The following is a 20608-nucleotide window of genomic DNA, read 5'->3' as shown; positions in this document are numbered from 1 at the left end:
ATTTCTCTAATTTATTCTGTGATATAATTCAATTGAAATATATGATTTGAGATAAGTATATGAACAAATATAAGAACATAATTTTTGCAGTATCATTTTTATTTATTGTAAATTGTGGAAGTTCAGATGAAGTTACTATGGAGCTTCAAGACATTGATTTTCAAGCAACTGTAGATGCAGGAATTGCGGCACGTTTAGCAGAAACTGCAACTATTGAATCTCCAACCCCAACTCCAATACTACCAACAGCTGAACCTACTTTAGATGTTCAGGCAATGATTGATGCTGCTGTTGCAAAGGCTCTTGAATCTGTACCAAAAGTCTCTCCAACAGACGAACCTAAAAAAAGTCTACCAACTCCAACTCCAACTCCATCATGGATTTGGGATACCGATAAGGATTCTTTTATTGTTGGTAAATCATCTGTTTTGATTGGGCAATTCTCAAACTATTCTGAATCATTAAATTTTTCATCACAAATAGAGAAATTCGATAAATGGCCTTTGATACACACAGAAAGTACCTCAGAAAGTAGACAGAACCAAGAAACTTTTAGAACAGGCTGGTTGTTAAGTGAATATCCTAATCATATTCTTACCACGGCAGCTGGTTTTACATCTAACCCATTTGTTGAACTTTATTTTCCAGGATGGTCTCAAGGAAATAGTGTTAGAGGATGGATTATTGGAAGAGATGAAAATATAGACCTAGCAATAATCAAAATCATTGACTCAAACTCTTTGCCTACTAATATTTTAGATAGTATTTACAATAATAGTAAACCAACTATTCCAAGTGCAAATCTTATTGATACTAAAGTTAATGATATTCATCAAGGTATAGGATTTTGTTTATATTGTGAGGGGAATAACCCCGGTTGGACTATGATGGATTCAGAGATTTTGGTAAATAGATTTCAACGAGATAGTATTACTGGTATAAGGTATGCAGAATTAATTTTAATGGATGATGAGACCATTGAAGGTATAGAAGAAGGTCTAGGGATATTTGATAGTAATTATTCGTTAGTAGGAATAACAATATCAAAAGACACTTTAAAATCCAAAGGAATTAATGTTTCAAGTGAAGATGATATAGTCTATATGCTTGGAACTTCTACTATTGGAAAACACGTACCTGATTTATATAAGGGTAAACTTAATACTGATTTTAAAATACCTGCAAATTTAAATTCAGCAGCAGTTCCTCCGTTGCCATCATTTGTACAAGGCACAATAAAGAAAAATGGCACATTCATTGAGTTAGGTAAGAAATATTATGTTCGAGTTGTTGCGCCTACAGATAATCTTTCTGATATTTGGTTGTATTTTGATGTCGGATTGAATGGATTGTATACAGTAACGTTAGGTTTAAATGACTCTCAATATATTGGCGCTACTGTTGAATTCTATTTCGAAGGTCAAAAAACAGCAATTGATGCTAAATTTGAAGGTGATATGAGCATTACTCAAATTAATTTAAATTTCTAATAGTAAATTAATTAGATCACTTTCATTTAGGTCATATTCAGTCGACTTATTCATATCTTTTACTCGATATGTTTTTTGTTTTATTTCTTCTTCTCCAATAATCACAACATAATCCGAATCGTTTGATGATGCGTATCTCATTTGACTTCGTAAACTTCTACCGTAAGGAGCAATTATGGTATGAATATTATTATTTCTCATTTTTTTTGATAATGGTACTGCAATATCTAAAGCATTTTCTCCCATATGGCAGATAACAACGGGTTTTTCATAAATTTCTGGTGGTTCAATATTATTTGACTTCAAATTTAGTATAAGCCTTTCAATACCGCAGCCAAAACCAATACCTGGAGTTGATTGTCCACCTATTTGTTCTATTAATCCGTCATATCTTCCACCACCAATGATTGTGTTTTGACTACCTTCTCTTTCTGGTTGAATTTCAAACACTGTTTTATTGTAATAATCTAAGCCTCTTACTAGTTTACTGTTGATTATGTATGGTAAATCTAATGAATCTAGATAACCAAGAAGTTTTTCATGATGTTCTCTACATTCTTGACATAGAGAATCAATTGAATGAGGAGCATCTTGTAGAAACGGTTGGCATTGTTTTTGTTTACAATCTAATAACCTTAATGGATTATTTTCTATTCTGTTATTGCAATCATCGCATAATAATTCGAGATGGTTACTATAATATGTTTTAAGACCTAAGAGATAATCTTTCCTACAGCAAGAAGCTCCTCCAATAGAATTAATATACAGTGAAGTATTCGGTATGCCCAATTCTTGTATGACATCAGTTGCAATTTGTATAACTTCACAATCAATTAATGGGCTACTGTCACCGATAGCTTCAATTCCAAATTGGTGGTGTTCTCTGTATCTTCCGGACTGAGGTCTTTCATATCTAAAAATCGATGCATGGTAATAAAGGCGAACTGGTTGTTGTAAATTTTTCATCCCATTCTCTATATATGCTCGACATGCAGGTGCTGTTCCTTCAGCACGTAAAGTTAATTCTTCATTCCCTTTATCTTGGAAGGTATAGGTTTCTTTTTGTACAATGTCAGTTTGAGTTCCTACTCCTCTTATAAATAAATCTTTAGATTCAAATTGAGGGGTATCTAGTCGTTTGTAACCGAATTTTTCGCAGACATTTGCTGTAGATTCATGTATAAATTTCCAATACTTTTGTTCAACCGGTAGAATATCGGCAGTACCTCGTGGCCTTTGTAACATGTATTCCCTTTCATATATTGTATACAAAGATATTATATTTTATATTCGATAAAGTCTATATTTCGAAAAATCGATATATCAAGTATACTTATCTCCATTTAATTATTTCAAATGATATAATTAATTAAGGTGATTTTGTGAATTCTTTATTGGAAATAGCTAATACGTATTTACCTAAAGAAGATATAGGAAAAATTTCTAAAGCTTTAGGTTTTGCTGAAAACGCCCATAAAGGGCAGTTACGCAAATCTGGCGACCCATTTATTGTCCATCCAGTTGAGACTGCTAGGTATTTAGCTGATTTAAGTTGTGATACTACTACACTTGTTGCGGCTTTGCTTCATGATGTTATAGAAGATTGTGATGTTTCTTTTTCTCAATTAGAAAAAGAATTTGGTACGCATGTCGCAGAATTAGTTGATGGTGTGACAAAATTAAATAGACTCGATATAAATATTGGTTTCTCGGATGATAATTCCACAAATGAACTTAGATCTAATAATGCTGCTAGTTTAAGAAAAATGCTTATTGCTATGTCTAAAGATTTACGAGTAATTCTTATTAAACTTTCAGACAGATTACATAATATGTCCACACTCGCTTCACTCACAGAAGATAGACAAATCATTATCTCTCAAGAAACATTAGATATATACGCTCCATTAGCCCATAGATTAGGGATGTGGGATGTAAAATGGAGATTAGAAGATTTAGCATTTAGATATATTCAACCAGATAGTTATAAAGAAATTGCTTCTTTGATTTCTCGTAAACGTCTTGAGAGAGAAAAATATATTAATTTAGTTCAGGATATGTTAGGAACCTCTCTAAAACAAGCAAAAATTGAAGCTACAGTTATGGGAAGAGCAAAACATTTATATAGTATTTTTAAAAAGATTGAGGCGTATGAAGAACAAGGAAAAGATTTTGATGATATCCATGATTTATTTGCGCTAAGGGTATTGGTTAATACAAAAGTTGATTGTTATACAACATTGTCAATAGTTCACGAATTATGGCATCCATTATCAGGGCAGTTCGATGATTATATAGCAAATCCAAAAGAGAATATGTATCAGTCTTTACATACTACAGTACTGGGATTAAATGGGATGCCTCTTGAAGTACAAATACGTACTCATGAAATGCATAGATTAGCTGAATTTGGTATTGCTTCACATTGGACGTATAAAGAAGGAAAACAATCAAATGAAAAATATGAAACCAAAATAAATTGGTTACGTCAATTAATTGATGTACAAAAAGGGTCAAGCGGTCCAGAAGAATTTCTTGAAAATATTAAAACAGATATATTTCAAGATCAGGTGTATGTTTATACACCAAAAGGCGATATTTTTGAGTTACCTGTAGGATCCACTCCTATTGATCTTGCTTATAGAATTCATACAGAAGTAGGTCATAGGTGTATTGGGGCAAAAGTTAATGGTAAATTAGTTTCTTTAGATTATAAATTGACAAGTGGTGATTCTGCTGAAATTCTCACCAGTAAGGTGACTCGTGGTCCAAGTTTAGACTGGTTAAATGTTCATGCAGGTTATATACAGACAGCAACAGCAAAAGAAAGAATTAAATCATGGTTTAGAAGACAAGAACGAAGCACTAGCCTTAATAAGGGTAGAGAAATGTTTCAAAGAGATTTAAAGAAATTTAATATTGAAGAGACTGAGCAAGAAGTAGCAAAAACGTTAAAATTCTCAAGTGTTGAAGACTTTTTTACAGCTCTGGGATCAGGTTCAATTACAATTCAGCAAGTATTGTCTAAGTTAAACGACCCGCTTCCTTTAAAAATTAATACAACATCTAGCTCAATTGTCAGAGACTTAACTTCATCAGTAGAGGTTTTAGGAGTGGGTGATTTATTAACAAATTTGGCAAAATGTTGTTCTCCATTGCCTGGAGATGATATAGTAGGGTACATTACTCGAGGAAAAGGGATTACTGTACATCAGATCGGATGTGAAAACATTCAAAAAGAGCAGGATCGTGAAAGGGTTGTGGAGGTAAATTGGGGTAAATCTAAGAGCTATTATCCTGTGAGAATATCAATACATTCCTGGGATAGAGTAGGGTTACTGAGAGATTTAACTTCTGCTGTTGCCTCTGAGAAAATTAATGTGAATGATGTTGTGAGTAAAAATCAAAACGACGGAACAGCATTTGTGAATTTGGATATATTTATATCCACTATAGAGCAATTAGGTAAAATATTTGCTAAGATAGAAGAAGTACAAGGAATTATAAGCGTAGAAAGAATTTAGTACGTAAACATGATATAATCATGTTCTATTCGAAAGGGACAAAATGCCAAGTGAAAAAACTTTAAGAAGTTCTATAAGAAAACAAGGATACAATCGATTAGCAAAAGTATCTGCAAGAACTGCAGTGACAGCTGCTAGAAAAGCCATAGTTGCACAAGACGAAAACGCGGACGTTTTAGTGTCAAAGGCAATATCTGTATTAGATCGTGCAGCAAAAAAAGGTGCTATTCATAAGAATAATGCGTCCAGAAGAAAATCACGATTAGTTCAACAGTTAAATTCTACTCGTAGTGAGTAATTAATCAGAGGAAGGTAACTTTCTAGGTTGTTGGATTTCCATTGGTTCTCCATCATATTGCAAGTCACATACACCAGCTTTTGTGACTAAGACAGTTACAGAACCATCTTTTGACTGAAATCTTTTACCAAGGCTTAAGGCTTCTGTTCCATTAGAGGTAGCACCGTCATAGCCATCTCCAGCATCTTTTATTTGAAGTGGTATTTGGCCATCAGATAAGGTACCTGTTCCACCCTTAGTAACAATTAATTCTGCGCCGCTTGGTGTTATATATCTTTTACCTGCTTCAGCCATAAGTTCAAAACCTGCCTTTACATAATTATTTTAGAAAATTATTCGGAATTGTATTAATATAAATTGGGTTTTATATTCAGTCAAGAGAGCTGTTGGTATAATTAGATATCTTTAATTATTATTTTATGTAACTTTATGAAAACACGTGAACAAATAGTCATAGAAATTGCAAAATCAGTAGGCTTTGATTTAGTTGGTATATCAGAAGCAAATATTTTAAAAGATCATATAAAGAATTCATTGGCAGCTTATGAATTAAATTATCTTGATGGTATGCCATGGCTAAATAAAGAACGTTTAATAAAAGCAGGTTCTCCAGATCAATTACTTCTTAACCCTAAATCAGTAATTGTAGTTGGTGTTAATTATAAACAAAACGAAAATCAAACTTCCCCAATTAATAGTACTAAAGGTAGAATTGCTATGTATGCACAATGGGAAGATTACCATTTAGTAATTAAAAAAATGTTAAAAGAATACAAAGCTATTCTCCAAGATAAATTATCCATAAATATGGATGGAAGAATATTTGTAGATGATGGTTCTTTATTAGAAAAAGGATTTGCTGAGAAAGCTGGTTTAGGTTGGTTTGGTAAACATACAAATATAATTAATCCCATTTATGGATCATGGATCTTTCTTGGAGCTCTAATTACAGATTTAGAATTAACCCCTAATGAACCGGTTAAAAAAAATTGTGGGAAATGTGAATTATGTATTATTGAATGTCCAACAAAAGCAATAGTATCCCCTTATCAATTAGATGCGAATAAGTGTATTTCTTTTTTGACTATAGAAAATAAAGGAGCTATTCCATATGAATTGAGATCATTAATAGATGACTGGATATTTGGATGTGATATATGTCAGGATATTTGCCCTGTAAATGATAAATCTGATGTTTCACAGAACATAACTTTTACAAAAAAAACTAATAATTATTTAGATTTAGTAGAAATTTTATATATGTCAAAAGAACAATTTTCTAGTCGTTTTAGTAAATCACCTATAAAACGAACTAAACTAAGTGGTTTACAACGAAATGCTTGTGTTGCTATAGGCAATATTAAAATCTTAGAAGCAATACCAGCATTAATTGATACGCTTAATAATAACGAATCAGAATTAGTGCGAGGTCACTCAGCTTGGGCTTTGGGTGAAATTAATACAAAAGCATGCCAAAAGGCTTTAAAAATAAGTCTAGAATATGAAAATGATCAATTTGTGATAGATGAAATCAATAGAGCATTAATGAGTAAATAATACCATTTGCTTATACAATAGATATTAATTATTATATTTGATAGTAATTAATCCGATATCTATATAAATTAAGGAAAGAATGATGCCAAGAAATTATTGGATGCTTTCTCTAACAGAAGAAAATTTTTTAGTGACGAAAAACCTTGGTTACTCTGTTCAAGGTTTTCGTGTTCCACACCATAAAAAGATAAAGAGAATGTTGGTAGGTGATAGATTGCTAATTTATGTTCAACAGCTATCTTCATTCACTACAAGTTTAAATATTACATCCGAATATTTTGAAGACCATTCGAAACAATGGACATATATTCATGAGAAAGAGGATTTTTCTCTTAGAGTTCATATGGAACCTGAATGTGTCTTAAACAAAGAAGAATTTATTGATGCAAAAATCCTTGCTCCTAGAATGCAATTTATAAAAAATTGGCGTCCTGAAGATTGGCATTTAGCATTTTTGGGAGATTTACACTTAATACCTAAAAATGACTTTAAGCTTATAGAAGATGAAATGCAAAGAACGATCGATAAGCGTTCTAAAAAATCATACAAGAATAATTGAGGTTATAATTGATAGAAGGTATATTGGGTCGAATATTTAGAGTAATACAGTTACGTCCAATGACTTTTCGCGAAATAATTGACGAACCAAATTCAATTAAACAATCTTTATTAATTATTATATTAATTTCGTTAGCAGAATCATTTGGCAGGATTATTGGAGATATGCATTCATTTTCTGTAATTATTCCTGTAACCGTATCAATATTTATTCAATGGTTTTTAATAACTATTGGATATTATATTATTGGGAATTTTTTATATAGGAATCAGATAAAATTTATATCTTCATTATCAATAATTGGTTTTTGTCACGCTCCTTGGTTACTTACATTAATGTTTGCTTTGGTTGGGCTTTCATTTTCAGTATATCTCATCTTGGTGATGTCATTAATTTGGGTATTATTGACCCTTATGATGTGTTGTAAAGTTTTAATTGGTGCATCTTTTATGTCATCATTTGGTGTCGCGTCAATATTAATTGTTTTTGGCTATGTGGTTAGATATTATGTTATCGCGCCAATATATTAATTAGCTTTTTTGAATTTGTTGTCGAATAGTTGGTTTATATTATCACTGGTTGTGTTCATTACTGTTTCAAAAGAAATATTTTTGATTTGGGCAATTTTTTGAGCAACAAGTAAAATATCCTTTGGTTCAGTCCAAAGAGAACGATTTTTTTTCCATGGTTGCGGCGAGGAATCTGTTTCTAAAACAATATGTTCTAGAGGTATCTTTTCAACAATTTCTTTTTGATGTTTTTGCCTTAATAATGGTTTGGCAAAAGATATTAAAAATCCATTTTCAATAGCTTTTTTAGCTGTTGGATAATCTGCTTGAAAGTAATGCATGATTCCTCCAACTGTATATGCATGTTCATTATTGAGGATATCTAAAGTATTTTTATGATTACCAAAAGAATTAATTTCAGGAATTTGTGAGTGCCAAATGATAGGTAATTTTAATTTTTTTGCTATAGTGATTTGGACCACAAATACTTCTTCTTGTTTTTTTCTTTCAGGAGCATTAGGCATATAGTCCATACCTGTTTCGCTCATTGTAATAACCTTATCACTTGATTGAGCTAATTGTTCCAATTTGTAGAAGTCATTATCTTTTAGATCATCTGTTACTCTATTGGGGTGAATTCCTACTCCACAATAGATTTCATCATTACTATTAGCTAAATGGATAGTTTTTTCAGAGTTCTTTATGTCAGTTCCTGCTGAAAATATATAAGATATGCCTGATTTTTTGGCTCTTGAAATTATTTCAGAGATTTCATTTTCATTATAATTTGCGAGATGTGAATGGCAATCAATAAGCATAAATAAACTCCAATAATCACACTATATTAATATCGATAATCATTTAAGACAATTTTTGGTATCATTAAGAAAGTATATAAAAGAAATATAATTATGTTTTATGTAAAGTTATTAATTAAATTATCCATTATTTTAACTACAATTGGATTAGTTGCCTGCAATACTGAAAATGATGAATTGTCAGTTACTACTCCTACTTCTACACCGCTGGTCACAATTCCAGTGATTATACCTACACCAACATTGGCTTTAGAAAAAGAACTTGAAAGAGTTCAAACTAAAAATGTAATTGCTCATATACCTCAAGGAACTCTTAGTTTAGCTTCACCTAAAAATCCAGAACATTTTGATGTACATGAGGATAGTTCAGATTCATTACTATCTATGGGCCCTGGTATTTCTTATAGTAGATTATTACGATTTAATGAATTTAAAATTACTTGTGATATTTGTATTGAATGGATTCAAGTCAGTGATATTGAATATCATATTACATTACGTCAAGATGTATTTTGGCATGACAAAATACCAACTTCAGGTCGAAAATTGATAGCTAAGGATGTTGTTGAAAGCCTTAATAGAATAAAAAATAACGATTGGTCTAGTTCGAGTATATTAAATTCATTAGATATGGTTGAAGAAATAGAAGAATCAAAAGTTCGAATATTACTCAAGTATCCTGATGCGGATTTATTGATGCGATTAGCTCATGGGAATATTAAAATTATTCCATATGAACTACAAAACCTTAAAGAAGGTCTGCGTTTTGGCCCTACGATAGGAACTGGCCCTTGGGTATATAATGAGAATTCAGTCGATAGGTTTGAATTTACAGCAAATCCAAATTATTTTGAAGAAGGTTTCCCTAAAGCTCAAGAATTTTTTATCTCACCAGTTAGTAATGAGAATACTAGAATTGCTTTAGTACTTTCTGAAAAAGTAAATGTATCAATAGTTGATTATTGGTCAATGAAACGATTGCTAGGTATAAAAGACCTCGAAATAAATGCATCTATGATTGATGATAAAACTGGTAATCATTTTTCTCATTGTTCTTTAAATATTTTGCCTTGTATAGATATAAATCCAAATTATAGTAAAGGCGTTTTGTTTGCATTGAATGCTTCAGTTTATCCAATTGATGACGTTCATTTTAGAAGATATATATTTTCGCATTTAGATTTAAATTCCTATGATTCATTAAGTATTGGATTGCCTATAGCTTCTAGTGGTTGGGAACTTTCTACTAAATCAGAAACAACCTATACTAACCTTCCAGAACTGACTCAATCTTTGAATTATGATCAAACAAATTCTGCAAATCTTGAGAGGCTAGATGATACTATTGATTTTTATGTTGGAGACTATGGTGATCAGTATATAAATTTGGGTGATAAATATCTCAGAATTCTCACCGAAGCTGGTTTCCAAGTTCGATACCAAGTATTAAATCCCAAAGAATATTATCAGAAAGTTTGGATTGAAAAAAATTATGATATATCCCTCGGACCTAAGATACCGATTGATATTCCAAATACCTTTTTATATGGAATGTTACACAGTAACGGTGAATATTCTATTAGTAATCATCAAATTGATTATTTGGATCAACTTATTGAGTTACAAAATACATCAAATATTGAAAGAGAAAAACATATAATCGATATTCAAAAATATGTTCTCGAGCAAGCTTTGCTTTTCGAACCAATAACAGATCATGTAGGAATATTAATTAGTAATAAAACACAAAATTATAACTCTGGTGTAATTAATATACGTAATTCAGAGTCCTGGCATTGGTCAGAATTAGTAGTCAGTAATTAAGTATTTTTTTCCTTAGCATTTATGTATGTTAATTTTCTCCAAATCCATTCAAATGGACCATATTGAAAATGGTCTAACCAGTATTTTGACCAGTAAATTTGAAGTGTCCAAATTACTATTACATAAAGTATTAACTCTGATCGACTAAGAATCAAATTAGAAAATATGATTGTAAAAATTACTGTACTTATTAAGGTTTGGGTTAAATAATTTGTAAGTGCCATTTTCCCAACTGACCTAATTCTCGTAAGGTATTGAAGAGGTAATTTTGTATTTAATATTGTGAGAAGTCCCACGTACCCAAGTACTAAAGGTAAATTGGCAATTCTATGAGGATTAGCGTGAATAAGAGCAATACTTGGGCTATAATCTTTTGTAATTCCCCAGATCAGTGAATATGTTGCTAATGGAATACCAATTGTAAATCCAGCAATTGCCATTTTTTTATAAAAAGAGTTGCTATAGCTTCCTTGAAGAATATTTGAACGATATAGAAAAACTCCTATTAACATCATTCCTAAAGCTCTTCCAAAAGCGTCGATCACAATATAACTACCAAATAATTCCCCAGTCATTGTCTTATCGGCAAACCATAATTCACCTAATCCAATTTTGGAAGCTTCAGATTGAGATGATAAGACAAAATCTTTTACCCAGCCAGTTATAATTAAGTTACCTTGGGCATCAAAAATTGGTTGAAATATAATTGCAAATATTATTGAAAGGTTAATAAACAACACCCCAAGTATTAAATTGAAATATCTATTCATTCGATATAATAGAAGTACAACAGGTGCACATAATGCATAAATTATCAAAACATCACCGAACCAGATAGATGCATGTATTGAACCAATTATTAATAAAATGACATTTCTCCAAATACTGAGTATATGAGGATGCCTACGATCACGACGTTTTTGTGACTCTATAAATAATACGATACTTGCACCAAATAGCAGAGAAAATAACCCCATCATTTTTTCAGCAACAAATATTTGACTTAGAGCAACAAAAATCCAATCAAGAATGTTATCTGTTCCTGCAGAGGAAGGGTTATAATAGGCAGATTTAGGCAAGACAAATGATATTGCATTCATAATAAGAATACCTAATACAGCAATTCCTCGTATAAAATCGAGATTTGTTATTCGGTCAATGTTTTGGTTTTGTTCCATTAACGATATTTGTTACGAGGTGTAAATGTAGACTTTTCAGGAGATCTAGGTTCACTGACCCAAAGTTCTCTATTAGGATGCATACCAGCCCCGTATTTTGCTGAAACAGATGAAAACCTCATACGGTTTAGTAGTCTAGTATTAGCATCTCCAATAGATGGATGAGTTCCACCATTAGATTCTACTATTTTTTCCCAAGCACTCTTCCTCTGTTGCATAATTTTTGGATCAGATAATTCCAAACAATTGATTTGATTATTATTAAGATCAACAACTATACTATCTCCATCTTTTATGAGTGCTATTGGTCCTCCTAGCGCTGCTTCTGGTCCAACATGACCTATAACGAGACCAACAGACCCACCAGAAAATCTTGCATCAGTCATTAAGGCAACAACTATGTCTTTTTGCCTACATAAAGTCGTAATTCGTGAGGTTGAATCTAACATTTCAGGCATGCCTGGAGCACCACTAGGACCTTCATATCTGACGATTACCATATCACGATCTTCAAATATTTCTGGCCGATTTTCTAAAGCATCTAATAATTGTCTTTCGCCATCAAATACTCTTGCTTTACCATTAAATATATTGTTTTCTAGCCCGCCTTCAACACCTGCAAGTTTCAAAATTGCAGTAAAATCAGTTGAAACGTTTCCACCAAGAATTCTTAAACCTCCAGTTTCTTTATATGGAGTTTCTACCGGATATATAACCTTCCCGTCTGGAGCAGGGGGATTTAATCTTGCAACTTGTTCTGCAAGTGTTTCACCTGTACAGGTTAAAGTATCTCCATTTAGTAGCCCAACATCGAGTAATTCTTTTACAATTACTTGCACACCACCCATTTCGTCTATGTCCACCATCGAGTATTGTCCAAAAGGTCTCGCATCAATAAGAACAGGAACAACATATTGCGAAAGTGTATTAAATTCTTCTTCAGACATGATTTGTTCAAAAAAGTTAGTATATCCTGCTGCTCTCGCAATTTCTGGTGCATGTAATAAAACATTTGTTGATCCACCTACAGACATAGCCACAATCATAGCATTTCTAATTGAGTCTCTAGTGACAATGTCACGTGGTGTAATTTGATTGGCAATTAAATTGCGTAAATAACCAACAAGTTCGTCTGGGAATTCTTTCATTCTTCTTGGATCTTGGGAAGCAGGAGAAACCATATGTAAAGGTTCCATACCGACTACCCCAAGAAAAGTTTGCATAGTATTATAGGTAAACATTCCACCACAACTTCCGTATCCTGGACAAGCTTCAGATGCAATTCGTTTTTTGAATTCTTCGTTCTCGTCTCCTGCTACTTGGAATCCAGAAATAATATCGATTTTTTCATTAGTTTTTGAATCTATTCCAGGACGTATGGTTCCATCAGACATCATTATAGATGGTCTGTTATGTTCTAAAATTCCTGACAGGGTCCCGACAGGTGGTTTGTCACAAGCAACTACGGCAATAATTCCTTCTAATCCTGTAGCACTCAAGTGTTCACATATAGAATCATGAGTAACTTCTCTACCAATGAGTGAATATCTCATTTCTCTAGTCCCGTTCCTCATACCGTCAGAAGTTGCAATAGTATATTCAGGTTGAACTAATCGCATTTTAATTTTATTGTCACCAAGCCCAATATTTTTCAAAAGTGTAGAATGAATTTTTTCAACTTTTTGTTGCACTCCCAGATAACACTGAGAGTCTCCTTTGTTTCCTATAACTCCTACAGAAGGCTCGTGGATTAACTCCATTTCTGTGCCAAGTTCTCTTGCTATACCATAAGTTTGTGCATTTCTTCCTGGGTTATTGTCAATTAGTACTCTTTTATTCGCCATCAAACACCTTCTTGTTCTACATTTCTAGTTCGGTAATTATATCCATTTTTTATTGTCAATCGCAATATATTGCCTGTTGTATGTTTTTGAACATAGATTAAAATTTAAAATAATTGGAACTACGTAGTAATTTCAATTATAATTTCATCTACTGTTTAATTTAAAATATATAGATTAATGGAGAGTATCGTGATTAAAGATACTAATTGTAGCGATGTTACATTAGACAAAGAAGGGCAAACAATTAATCTTGCTGGATGGGTGCATAAAAGACGCGATCACGGAGGATTAGTATTTATAGATTTACGAGATAATTCAGGAATAGTTCAAGTAGTTTTTGATCAAGGAATATCAGAGAAAAGTTATTTAGACGCCCAAACTTTACGACCGGAATGGGTTGTATCTATAAAAGGTAAAGTTATGCCTAGGCCTGCTGGTACAGAGAATACTAGAATTCCTAGTGGTATGTGTGAAGTTCATTGTTCCGAGTTGGAAGTTTTAAATGAGTCAAAGACACCTCCTTTTGAAATCTCTGACGATAGTGATAATACAGATGAACAGATTCGTCTTCGCTATCGATATTTAGATCTGAGAAAATCTGCGATGCATCAGAATATAATACTTCGTCATAACGTAGTGAAGCACATAAGAGAATTTTTAAGCCAAAAAGGGTTTATGGAAATTGAAACTCCTATTTTAATCAAGAGTACACCAGAAGGAGCTAGAGATTTTGTCGTTCCTAGTCGGATGAACCCAGGTACTTTTTATGCACTTCCTCAATCTCCTCAACAACTAAAACAATTACTTATGGTTTCCGGTTTTGAAAAATATTTTCAAATAGCACGATGTTTTAGAGATGAAGATTTACGAGGAGATCGACAATTAGAACATACTCAATTAGATATTGAAATGAGTTTTGTAAACGAAGATGATGTTATGACTCTGATTAAAGATCTTTATACGGAAATTATCGAAAATGTGGTTGATAATAGAACTATTGTTGGTTCATTCCCAAAATTGAGCTACGACGATGTCATGGATAAATATGGAACAGATAAACCCGATTTAAGATTTGGACTAGAGTTGATTAATCTTACTGAAATTGCAAAAACTTCATCTGCCCATGTGCTTACTAATCCCATAAATGAAGGCGGTATAGCAAAAGCATTGATGATACCTGATTTAAATAAATACTCTCGCAGGCAACTAGATGATCTTGTTGCGTTTGTCAAAACACGTGGCGGTAAAGGTTTGATGTATATAGGTGTTTCAGAGGAACTAAGTTCTATCGACGATTTAACTATAGAAGATATACGATCATCAGTTTCAAAAATATTAACTATAGATGAAATTAAATCAATAATTGATTTTACTAAAGCTAGTCCAGGTAGCCTTATATTGATAATGGCGGATTCTAGCAAAGTAGTTAATACATGTATGTCTCAATTAAGAAATGAAATTGCAGAAAGAGAAGAACTATTTAATAAGACTGATATGGCCTTTGCATTTATTACGAACTTTCCTGTTTTTGAATGGGATGATGAAACAAACAATTGGCAGCCATCTCATCATTTATTTACTTCTCCATTAGAAAAAGACTGGGATTTGCTAGATACTTCACCGGGAGAAATGAGAGCACGTCATTATGATTTAGTATGTAATGGAATGGAATTAGCTAGTGGCAGTATTCGAATCCATTCGCGAGCTAAACTTGAAAAAATACTAGACTTTTTAGGATATGATAATGAAAGTAAAATTGAAAGATTTGGTCAACTTTTAGAAGCTCTTGAATATGGGGCTCCTCCACACGGTGGAATTGCTCCTGGAATAGATCGTTTGATTACTTTATTAACCGACAATGCTGAATCAATTAGGGATGTAATAGCATTTCCAAAAACACAAAGTGGTAGTGATCCATTATTTGGCACACCTTCACTGATCCCACAAGAGCAATTGGAAGAATTACATTTAATTATATCCAAGGAAGATTAACTATTAAAAACTTTTAATTAAAATGGTATACTTATGTTTCGGTGATATATCATAGACTGTTTATAGTAATAACTTATTTATGTGGGGAGTATTTTGAAAGTAACCAGAAATGAATTACCTGAAAGGGAAATTGAATTAACAGTTGAACTAATAGATGATGACTTAGATCCATTTATGGATAGAGCTTATCAAAAAATAGGACAGCAAGCAAAAATCGACGGTTTTAGAAAAGGCAAAGTACCTAAATCAATTCTGAATTCATATTTTGGTGTTGAATACATTAAAAATGAAGCCTTTAACATAGGTATGCCTTCAATAGTACAGGATGCAATTGTAGATAATGCTGATGAAAGTGTTGGCAGACCCTTGGTAAATATAGTATCGGAAGACCCACTAACATTAAAAATTAATATTGGCTTAGAGCCAAAAGTAACTTTAGATGCTTATAGAGAAATTCGCGTTCCAAAAGAACCTGTTGCAATTCCAGAAGAGCAAATTGAAGCAGTAATAACGGATTTACGTTGGGCAAATTCTAATTGGGTGCCAATGGAACGACCCGTGGCAAACGATGATCAAATTACTATAGATCTCATAGCAAAAGTTGAAGATAAAGAAGTTGCTAATCAAACAGATGTAGTGTATTTGGTTACAGAACATAACAATCGTCCAGTAGAAGGTTTTCATGCATACCTTTTAGATATGGCATTGAATGAAACCAAAACTTTTACAATACCTTTTCCAGAAGAATATGAAGACAAAGAAGTTGCTGGAAAAGACTGTGAATTTACTGTTACTTTAAAAGATGTAAAGGCTAAAGATTTAGCAGAACTGGATGATGATTTTGCTAAAGGTGTCGGTGATGGATTTGAAAGTGTTGCAGCATTACGAGAACAAATAAAAAATAATTTGTTTGAAAATGCAAATACGACTGCACAAAGAGAATATGAGAATAAAATATTAGAAGAGCTTAAAAATCGAGCAACATTAGAAGTTTCTCCTATTTTGGTTGATCAAGAAACCCAGGCAATAATTGATAATCAAGCCGAAACACTAAAGCAAAATAAGGTTAATATAGAACAATATTTAACCATAATTGGTAAAAAACCTGAAGAATTTCAAGAGGAAGCTAAGCAATCAGCAACTGATCGCCTTACTACTACATATGCATTAGAAACCCTCGCGGAATTGGAAGGAATTACTGTCACAGAAGAAGACTTAGATAAAGAAATAAGCGATGCGATAGAAGCTTCCGAGGAAAGAAAAGAAGAAATAGAAAAAACATTTTCTACAGAAGAATCCAGAAATAATTTAAGAAACATGCTTTCAAGAAGAAAAACTTTGGAACGCTTAATTGCGATTGCTGAAGGTGAAAACGATTCTCCCAAAAAGGAGAAAAAGGGTGTGAAGCCTAAGGTTACTAAACCCAAAACTACAAAAACTAAAGCAAAGGTTACAAAGCCAAAATCATCAAAATAAGGAGAACTATATGTTATATGACATTAATGGTATAAATGAAAATATAGATAACAAAAATGTAATTCCCATGGTAATTGAAACTTCTGCTAGAGGTGAAAGAGCATTTGATATTTATTCATTATTACTACGTGAACGAATTATTTTTTTAGGTACACAGATAAATGATCAAGTTGCTAATTTAATTGTTGCTCAATTACTTTATCTTGAAAGAGAAGATCCAGATAAAGATATTAATCTATATATTAATAGTCCTGGAGGTGTTATTAGTTCTGGTTTGGCAATTTACGATACTATGAATTTGATTAAACCGGATGTTTCTACGATTTGTGTAGGAATGGCAGCTAGTATGGGCACAGTATTATTATGTTCAGGAGCAGCAGGGAAAAGATTTGCACTTCCAAATTCAACAATTCATATGCATCAAGCCCTTGGTGGTGCACAAGGACAAGCGTCAGATATAGAAATAGCAGCTCGCGAAATACTTAGAGTACAAGAAATCATTCGTGGAATTATTCACGAAAGAACAGGCCAAGATTACGAAAAAATCAAGCAAGATACTGATCGTGATTATTATCTAAATGCCGAACAAGCTAAGGAATATGGATTAGTTGATGAAGTATTGGCTAATCTTTCTGACAAAGAATAATTTAGAGGTAATTTATGGAATGTTCTTTTTGTGGCCGAAAACCTGAAGACACAAAGAATTTAGTTAAAGGTTTGGATAATTCATTGATATGTGATGAATGTGTTTTGCTTTCACACGAAATGTTATTTCCCCAAGATCAAGATTCTATAGAAATCACTAATACTACAAACAGTTTTAATATCATACCTCCTAAAGAAATGCATAATCTATTAGATGAGTATGTGATAGGTCAGGATAGGGCTAAAAAGATTATCAGTGTCGCTGTTTATAACCATTATAAACGGATAAGAGAGAATCAAGAGGGCAATAATTTAAAAATCCAGAAGAATAATATTCTTTTGTTTGGGCCAACCGGATCAGGTAAAACATTAATAGCACAAACTCTAGCAAATTTAGTCGACGTGCCTTTTTCTATCTGTGATGCGACATCACTCACAGAAGCAGGATATGTTGGTGAAGATGTTGAAAACATTTTATTACGACTATTACAAAATGCAAATTTTGACATAGGAAAAGCAGAATCTGGAATTATTTATATTGATGAGATTGATAAAATTACTAGAAAAGATTCTAATCCTTCAATTACTAGAGATGTCTCTGGCGAAGGAGTTCAACAAGCACTACTAAAAATCATGGAAGGTACTATTGCTAATGTCCCCCCACAAGGAGGAAGAAAACATCCTCAGCAAGAGTTTATACAAATGAATACAGAAGGTATATTGTTCATATGTGGGGGTAGTTTTGAAGGGTTAACAGATATAGTAAATGCTAGGCAACAAAATCGAAGAAACTCTTTAGGTTTTCGAAGGGAACGATCTATAGACGAAGAATTACAAAATGTTACATCTGATGATTTAGTCTCATATGGATTCATCCCAGAATTTGTTGGAAGGCTACCTGTAGCAGTAGGTTTAAATGTTTTATCTGAAAAAGATCTGGTTCGAATCTTAACCGAACCTAAAAACTCCCTTATTGAACAATATAAATATCTTTTTGCATTAGAGGATATATCATTGGAATTTCGAGGAAAGTTTTTTGATACAGTTGCTGCTGAAGCAATCAAATCAAAATTAGGAGCTCGTGCTCTAAAATCGATTTTAGAAGATACACTTTTAGATTTAATGTATCATATTCCTTCCTTGAAGAATGTAAAAAAGTGTTTAGTTTACACAGGTGCAGTTACCGGTAAATCTAATGGTATTGTGTTGCTTGATGAAAATGATTTGGTGATTAAAACTGAGATACCAATTGTGGGACGGAATGTTGCTTAATTAAAGTTTATGTGTTTTTCGATTTTTTCGTTTAAACACAAATAATTACGATTTTGATTTCTATTTAGTGCGATTTTTTTATCAACCAATGACTTTAGTGTCTCGATGAGTAAAAGAGGTTCTCTTTTTAATATATCAGTTCTAATTTGTTGGAATAATTCAGATAAATGTATATTGCTATGTTTATCTAAATTAGCCCATAATTGATCGTAAACTTCATTGTTTTTAATAGGGAAAGTGCAATAACTAATAATAGGTCCTTGATCTCTTTTTATTGTAGCTAATTGAATTTGAGCTCCGGCTAATGAATATTTATTATTAATAAGATCTTCAATAATTTTTTGCCAAGTACCTTGGGGTCCATTTGGTGGAGCAGGATGTAAATTCAGCATAAAAAATTCATCACATAATTTTTTATCTGTAAATAACATATAGCCTGCCATTACAATCAGATCAATATTGTATTGATTTATACTGGATAAAATTTCCTCATCATAAAGACTACGAATGTCATCGAAAGTTTTTGCACAGTTTTTTGATTTAAATTTGTTAGAAGAAATATTAATAAGTGGTATCTCTAGAGACTGAACAAATTTACAAAAGTTTTCTATACCTTTACCTTCATCTGGATCCTTGTTGGTAAACACGAATTCTATTGATGCCTCAAGATTGTTATCTGATATTTCTTGATTAACTTTAGATAGAAGTTGCATAGACCCTATCCCATTTCCTGAAGAAAACCATCCAATTCTTAGCATGTTTTTTAGGTTTTTCTTTCTAGATATTCTCCAGTTCGGGTATCAACTCGGATGGTATCTCCTATATTGATAAAGAAGGGCAGATTAACAACTAAACCAGTTTCTAATGTTGCTGGTTTTGTACCGCCTTGTGCCGTGTTTCCTTTCACGCTAGGAGGTGTGTCTGTTACTTCTAATTCAGAAAACGTGGGAAGCTGAACTGATATAGGTGCATCATTATAGAAGATTATATCTACTTCCATTTGTTCCTTTAAATATAATGAATCATTACCTAATTGTTCGGTAGGAATTGGGAACTGATCAAAGGTTTGTGAATCCATAAAGTAGTAATCTTTGTCTTCTCTGTATATAAATTGGGCAGGTTTAGTTTCTACTGCAGCAAGGTTTAATTTAACGTCGAATCCGTTGTATGTTTTTTCTATAGATCTGCCAGTTTTTAATTCTTTTAGTTTTAATTTTACTGTAGGTGCTCTTTGTTGCATTTTTTGGCTTGAGTAATCGACAACTTGATAAGGTTGACCATCTAATTCAATTGTTATTCCTTTTTTTAAATCTCCAACACCTATGACCATTATTATCCTCCAATAATTTCATCTCTAGTAGCAGAACTCAATACTTCTGCTTTATTATTCTGCAGAGTGATTATATCTTCTATTCTGACTCCACCCCAACCGGGGATATATATACCAGGTTCTATTGTAAATACCATATTGTTTATCAGTACGTCAGGACTATTTGGGCTTACTCGTGGGTATTCGTGTACATCAAGCCCTACACCATGTCCTAAACTATGTCCAAACTTATCTCCGAAACCTGCCTCTTCTATTACTTTTCTAGCAATATCATCACAATCAGTACCTGTCA

General features: G+C 32.5%; 19 protein-coding genes. 11 read left to right on the top strand and 8 right to left on the bottom strand.

The features are described 5' to 3' along the window. Positions 1-59 precede the first annotated feature (59 nt). Positions 60-1490 carry a hypothetical protein gene (locus FI695_01730; protein ID MQG50687.1) on the top strand — a complete coding sequence of 477 codons (1431 nt, stop codon included), beginning with the start codon at positions 60-62 and terminating at the stop codon, positions 1488-1490. Here the strand turns inward: FI695_01730 and FI695_01725 are convergent. Continuing rightward, positions 1479-2735 carry a histidine--tRNA ligase gene (locus FI695_01725; GenBank protein MQG50686.1) on the bottom strand — a complete coding sequence of 419 codons (1257 nt, stop codon included), beginning with the start codon at positions 2733-2735 and terminating at the stop codon, positions 1479-1481. The genes FI695_01730 and FI695_01725 overlap by 12 nt on opposite strands. 137 nt (positions 2736-2872) lie before the next feature. On the opposite strand from FI695_01725, the gene FI695_01720 reads away from it, so the two are divergent. After that, positions 2873-5014, top strand: coding sequence for a bifunctional (p)ppGpp synthetase/guanosine-3',5'-bis(diphosphate) 3'-pyrophosphohydrolase (locus FI695_01720; protein ID MQG50685.1), 2142 nt, complete (start codon positions 2873-2875; stop codon positions 5012-5014). Between the two features lie 43 nt (positions 5015-5057). Beyond that, on the top strand, positions 5058-5312 hold the full coding sequence (locus FI695_01715) for a 30S ribosomal protein S20 (GenBank protein MQG50684.1): 255 nt from the start codon (positions 5058-5060) through the stop codon (positions 5310-5312). Here the strand turns inward: FI695_01715 and FI695_01710 are convergent, their stop codons facing one another. After that, on the bottom strand, positions 5313-5606 hold the full coding sequence (locus tag FI695_01710) for a hypothetical protein (GenBank protein ID MQG50683.1): 294 nt from the start codon (positions 5604-5606) through the stop codon (positions 5313-5315). It lies immediately after the preceding gene. Between the two features lie 135 nt (positions 5607-5741). On the opposite strand from FI695_01710, the gene queG reads away from it, so the two are divergent. From queG to FI695_01695, 3 genes are all read left to right on the top strand, one after another. Continuing rightward, the gene (gene queG / locus FI695_01705) at positions 5742-6869 is read left to right on the top strand and encodes a tRNA epoxyqueuosine(34) reductase QueG (protein MQG50682.1); all 1128 of its coding nucleotides are present in this window, start codon (positions 5742-5744) and stop codon (positions 6867-6869) included. Positions 6870-6948: 79 nt separating this feature from the next. After that, positions 6949-7428 carry an EVE domain-containing protein gene (locus FI695_01700; protein ID MQG50681.1) on the top strand — a complete coding sequence of 160 codons (480 nt, stop codon included), beginning with the start codon at positions 6949-6951 and terminating at the stop codon, positions 7426-7428. A gap of 8 nt (positions 7429-7436) precedes the next feature. Next, positions 7437-7958: a hypothetical protein gene (locus FI695_01695; protein ID MQG50680.1), complete on the top strand. Its 522-nt coding sequence runs from the start codon at positions 7437-7439 to the stop codon at positions 7956-7958. On the opposite strand, the gene FI695_01690 is transcribed toward FI695_01695, so the two are convergent. After that, positions 7955-8755: a TatD family deoxyribonuclease gene (locus FI695_01690; GenBank protein ID MQG50679.1), complete on the bottom strand. Its 801-nt coding sequence runs from the start codon at positions 8753-8755 to the stop codon at positions 7955-7957. The genes FI695_01695 and FI695_01690 overlap by 4 nt on opposite strands. Before the next feature lie 93 nt (positions 8756-8848). On the opposite strand from FI695_01690, the gene FI695_01685 reads away from it, so the two are divergent. Beyond that, positions 8849-10579, top strand: a complete 1731-nt coding sequence (locus FI695_01685; protein MQG50678.1) for a hypothetical protein — start codon at positions 8849-8851, stop codon at positions 10577-10579. Here FI695_01685 and FI695_01680 read toward each other — a convergent pair. Then, positions 10576-11757: a DUF418 domain-containing protein gene (locus FI695_01680; GenBank protein ID MQG50677.1), complete on the bottom strand. Its 1182-nt coding sequence runs from the start codon at positions 11755-11757 to the stop codon at positions 10576-10578. The genes FI695_01685 and FI695_01680 overlap by 4 nt on opposite strands. Continuing rightward, complete coding sequence (locus FI695_01675) at positions 11757-13601, bottom strand: dihydroxy-acid dehydratase (protein ID MQG50676.1); 1845 nt, start codon at positions 13599-13601, stop codon at positions 11757-11759. The genes FI695_01680 and FI695_01675 overlap by 1 nt, the downstream gene beginning before the upstream one ends. 189 nt (positions 13602-13790) lie before the next feature. Between FI695_01675 and aspS the strand changes: the two genes are divergently transcribed. From aspS to clpX, 4 genes are all read left to right on the top strand, one after another. Next, a complete protein-coding gene (gene aspS / locus FI695_01670; GenBank protein ID MQG50675.1) occupies positions 13791-15593 on the top strand; it encodes an aspartate--tRNA ligase in 1803 nt (600 codons plus the stop codon). Between the two features lie 75 nt (positions 15594-15668). Next, on the top strand, positions 15669-17069 hold the full coding sequence (gene tig / locus FI695_01665) for a trigger factor (GenBank protein MQG50674.1): 1401 nt from the start codon (positions 15669-15671) through the stop codon (positions 17067-17069). Positions 17070-17079: 10 nt separating this feature from the next. Continuing rightward, positions 17080-17715, top strand: coding sequence for an ATP-dependent Clp endopeptidase proteolytic subunit ClpP (gene clpP, locus FI695_01660; GenBank protein ID MQG50673.1), 636 nt, complete (start codon positions 17080-17082; stop codon positions 17713-17715). A 14-nt stretch (positions 17716-17729) separates the two neighbouring features. Further along, positions 17730-18986 carry an ATP-dependent Clp protease ATP-binding subunit ClpX gene (gene clpX, locus FI695_01655; protein ID MQG50672.1) on the top strand — a complete coding sequence of 419 codons (1257 nt, stop codon included), beginning with the start codon at positions 17730-17732 and terminating at the stop codon, positions 18984-18986. On the opposite strand, the gene FI695_01650 is transcribed toward clpX, so the two are convergent. The 3 genes from FI695_01650 to FI695_01640 all read right to left on the bottom strand — a co-directional run. Beyond that, positions 18983-19744, bottom strand: coding sequence for a hypothetical protein (locus FI695_01650; GenBank protein MQG50671.1), 762 nt, complete (start codon positions 19742-19744; stop codon positions 18983-18985). The genes clpX and FI695_01650 overlap by 4 nt on opposite strands. 5 nt (positions 19745-19749) lie before the next feature. Next, positions 19750-20316 carry an elongation factor P gene (efp, locus tag FI695_01645; protein ID MQG50670.1) on the bottom strand — a complete coding sequence of 189 codons (567 nt, stop codon included), beginning with the start codon at positions 20314-20316 and terminating at the stop codon, positions 19750-19752. A gap of 2 nt (positions 20317-20318) precedes the next feature. Beyond that, on the bottom strand, positions 20319-20608 hold a 290-nt coding region (locus FI695_01640), incomplete at its 5' end, for a M24 family metallopeptidase (protein MQG50669.1).

The organism is SAR202 cluster bacterium (genome assembly GCA_009392515.1).
GTDB lineage: Bacteria > Chloroflexota > Dehalococcoidia > Lucifugimonadales > UBA6952 > UBA6952.
The sequence above is the reverse complement of the archived record's forward strand: the minus strand, read 5'-3'. Positions and strand labels throughout refer to the sequence as shown.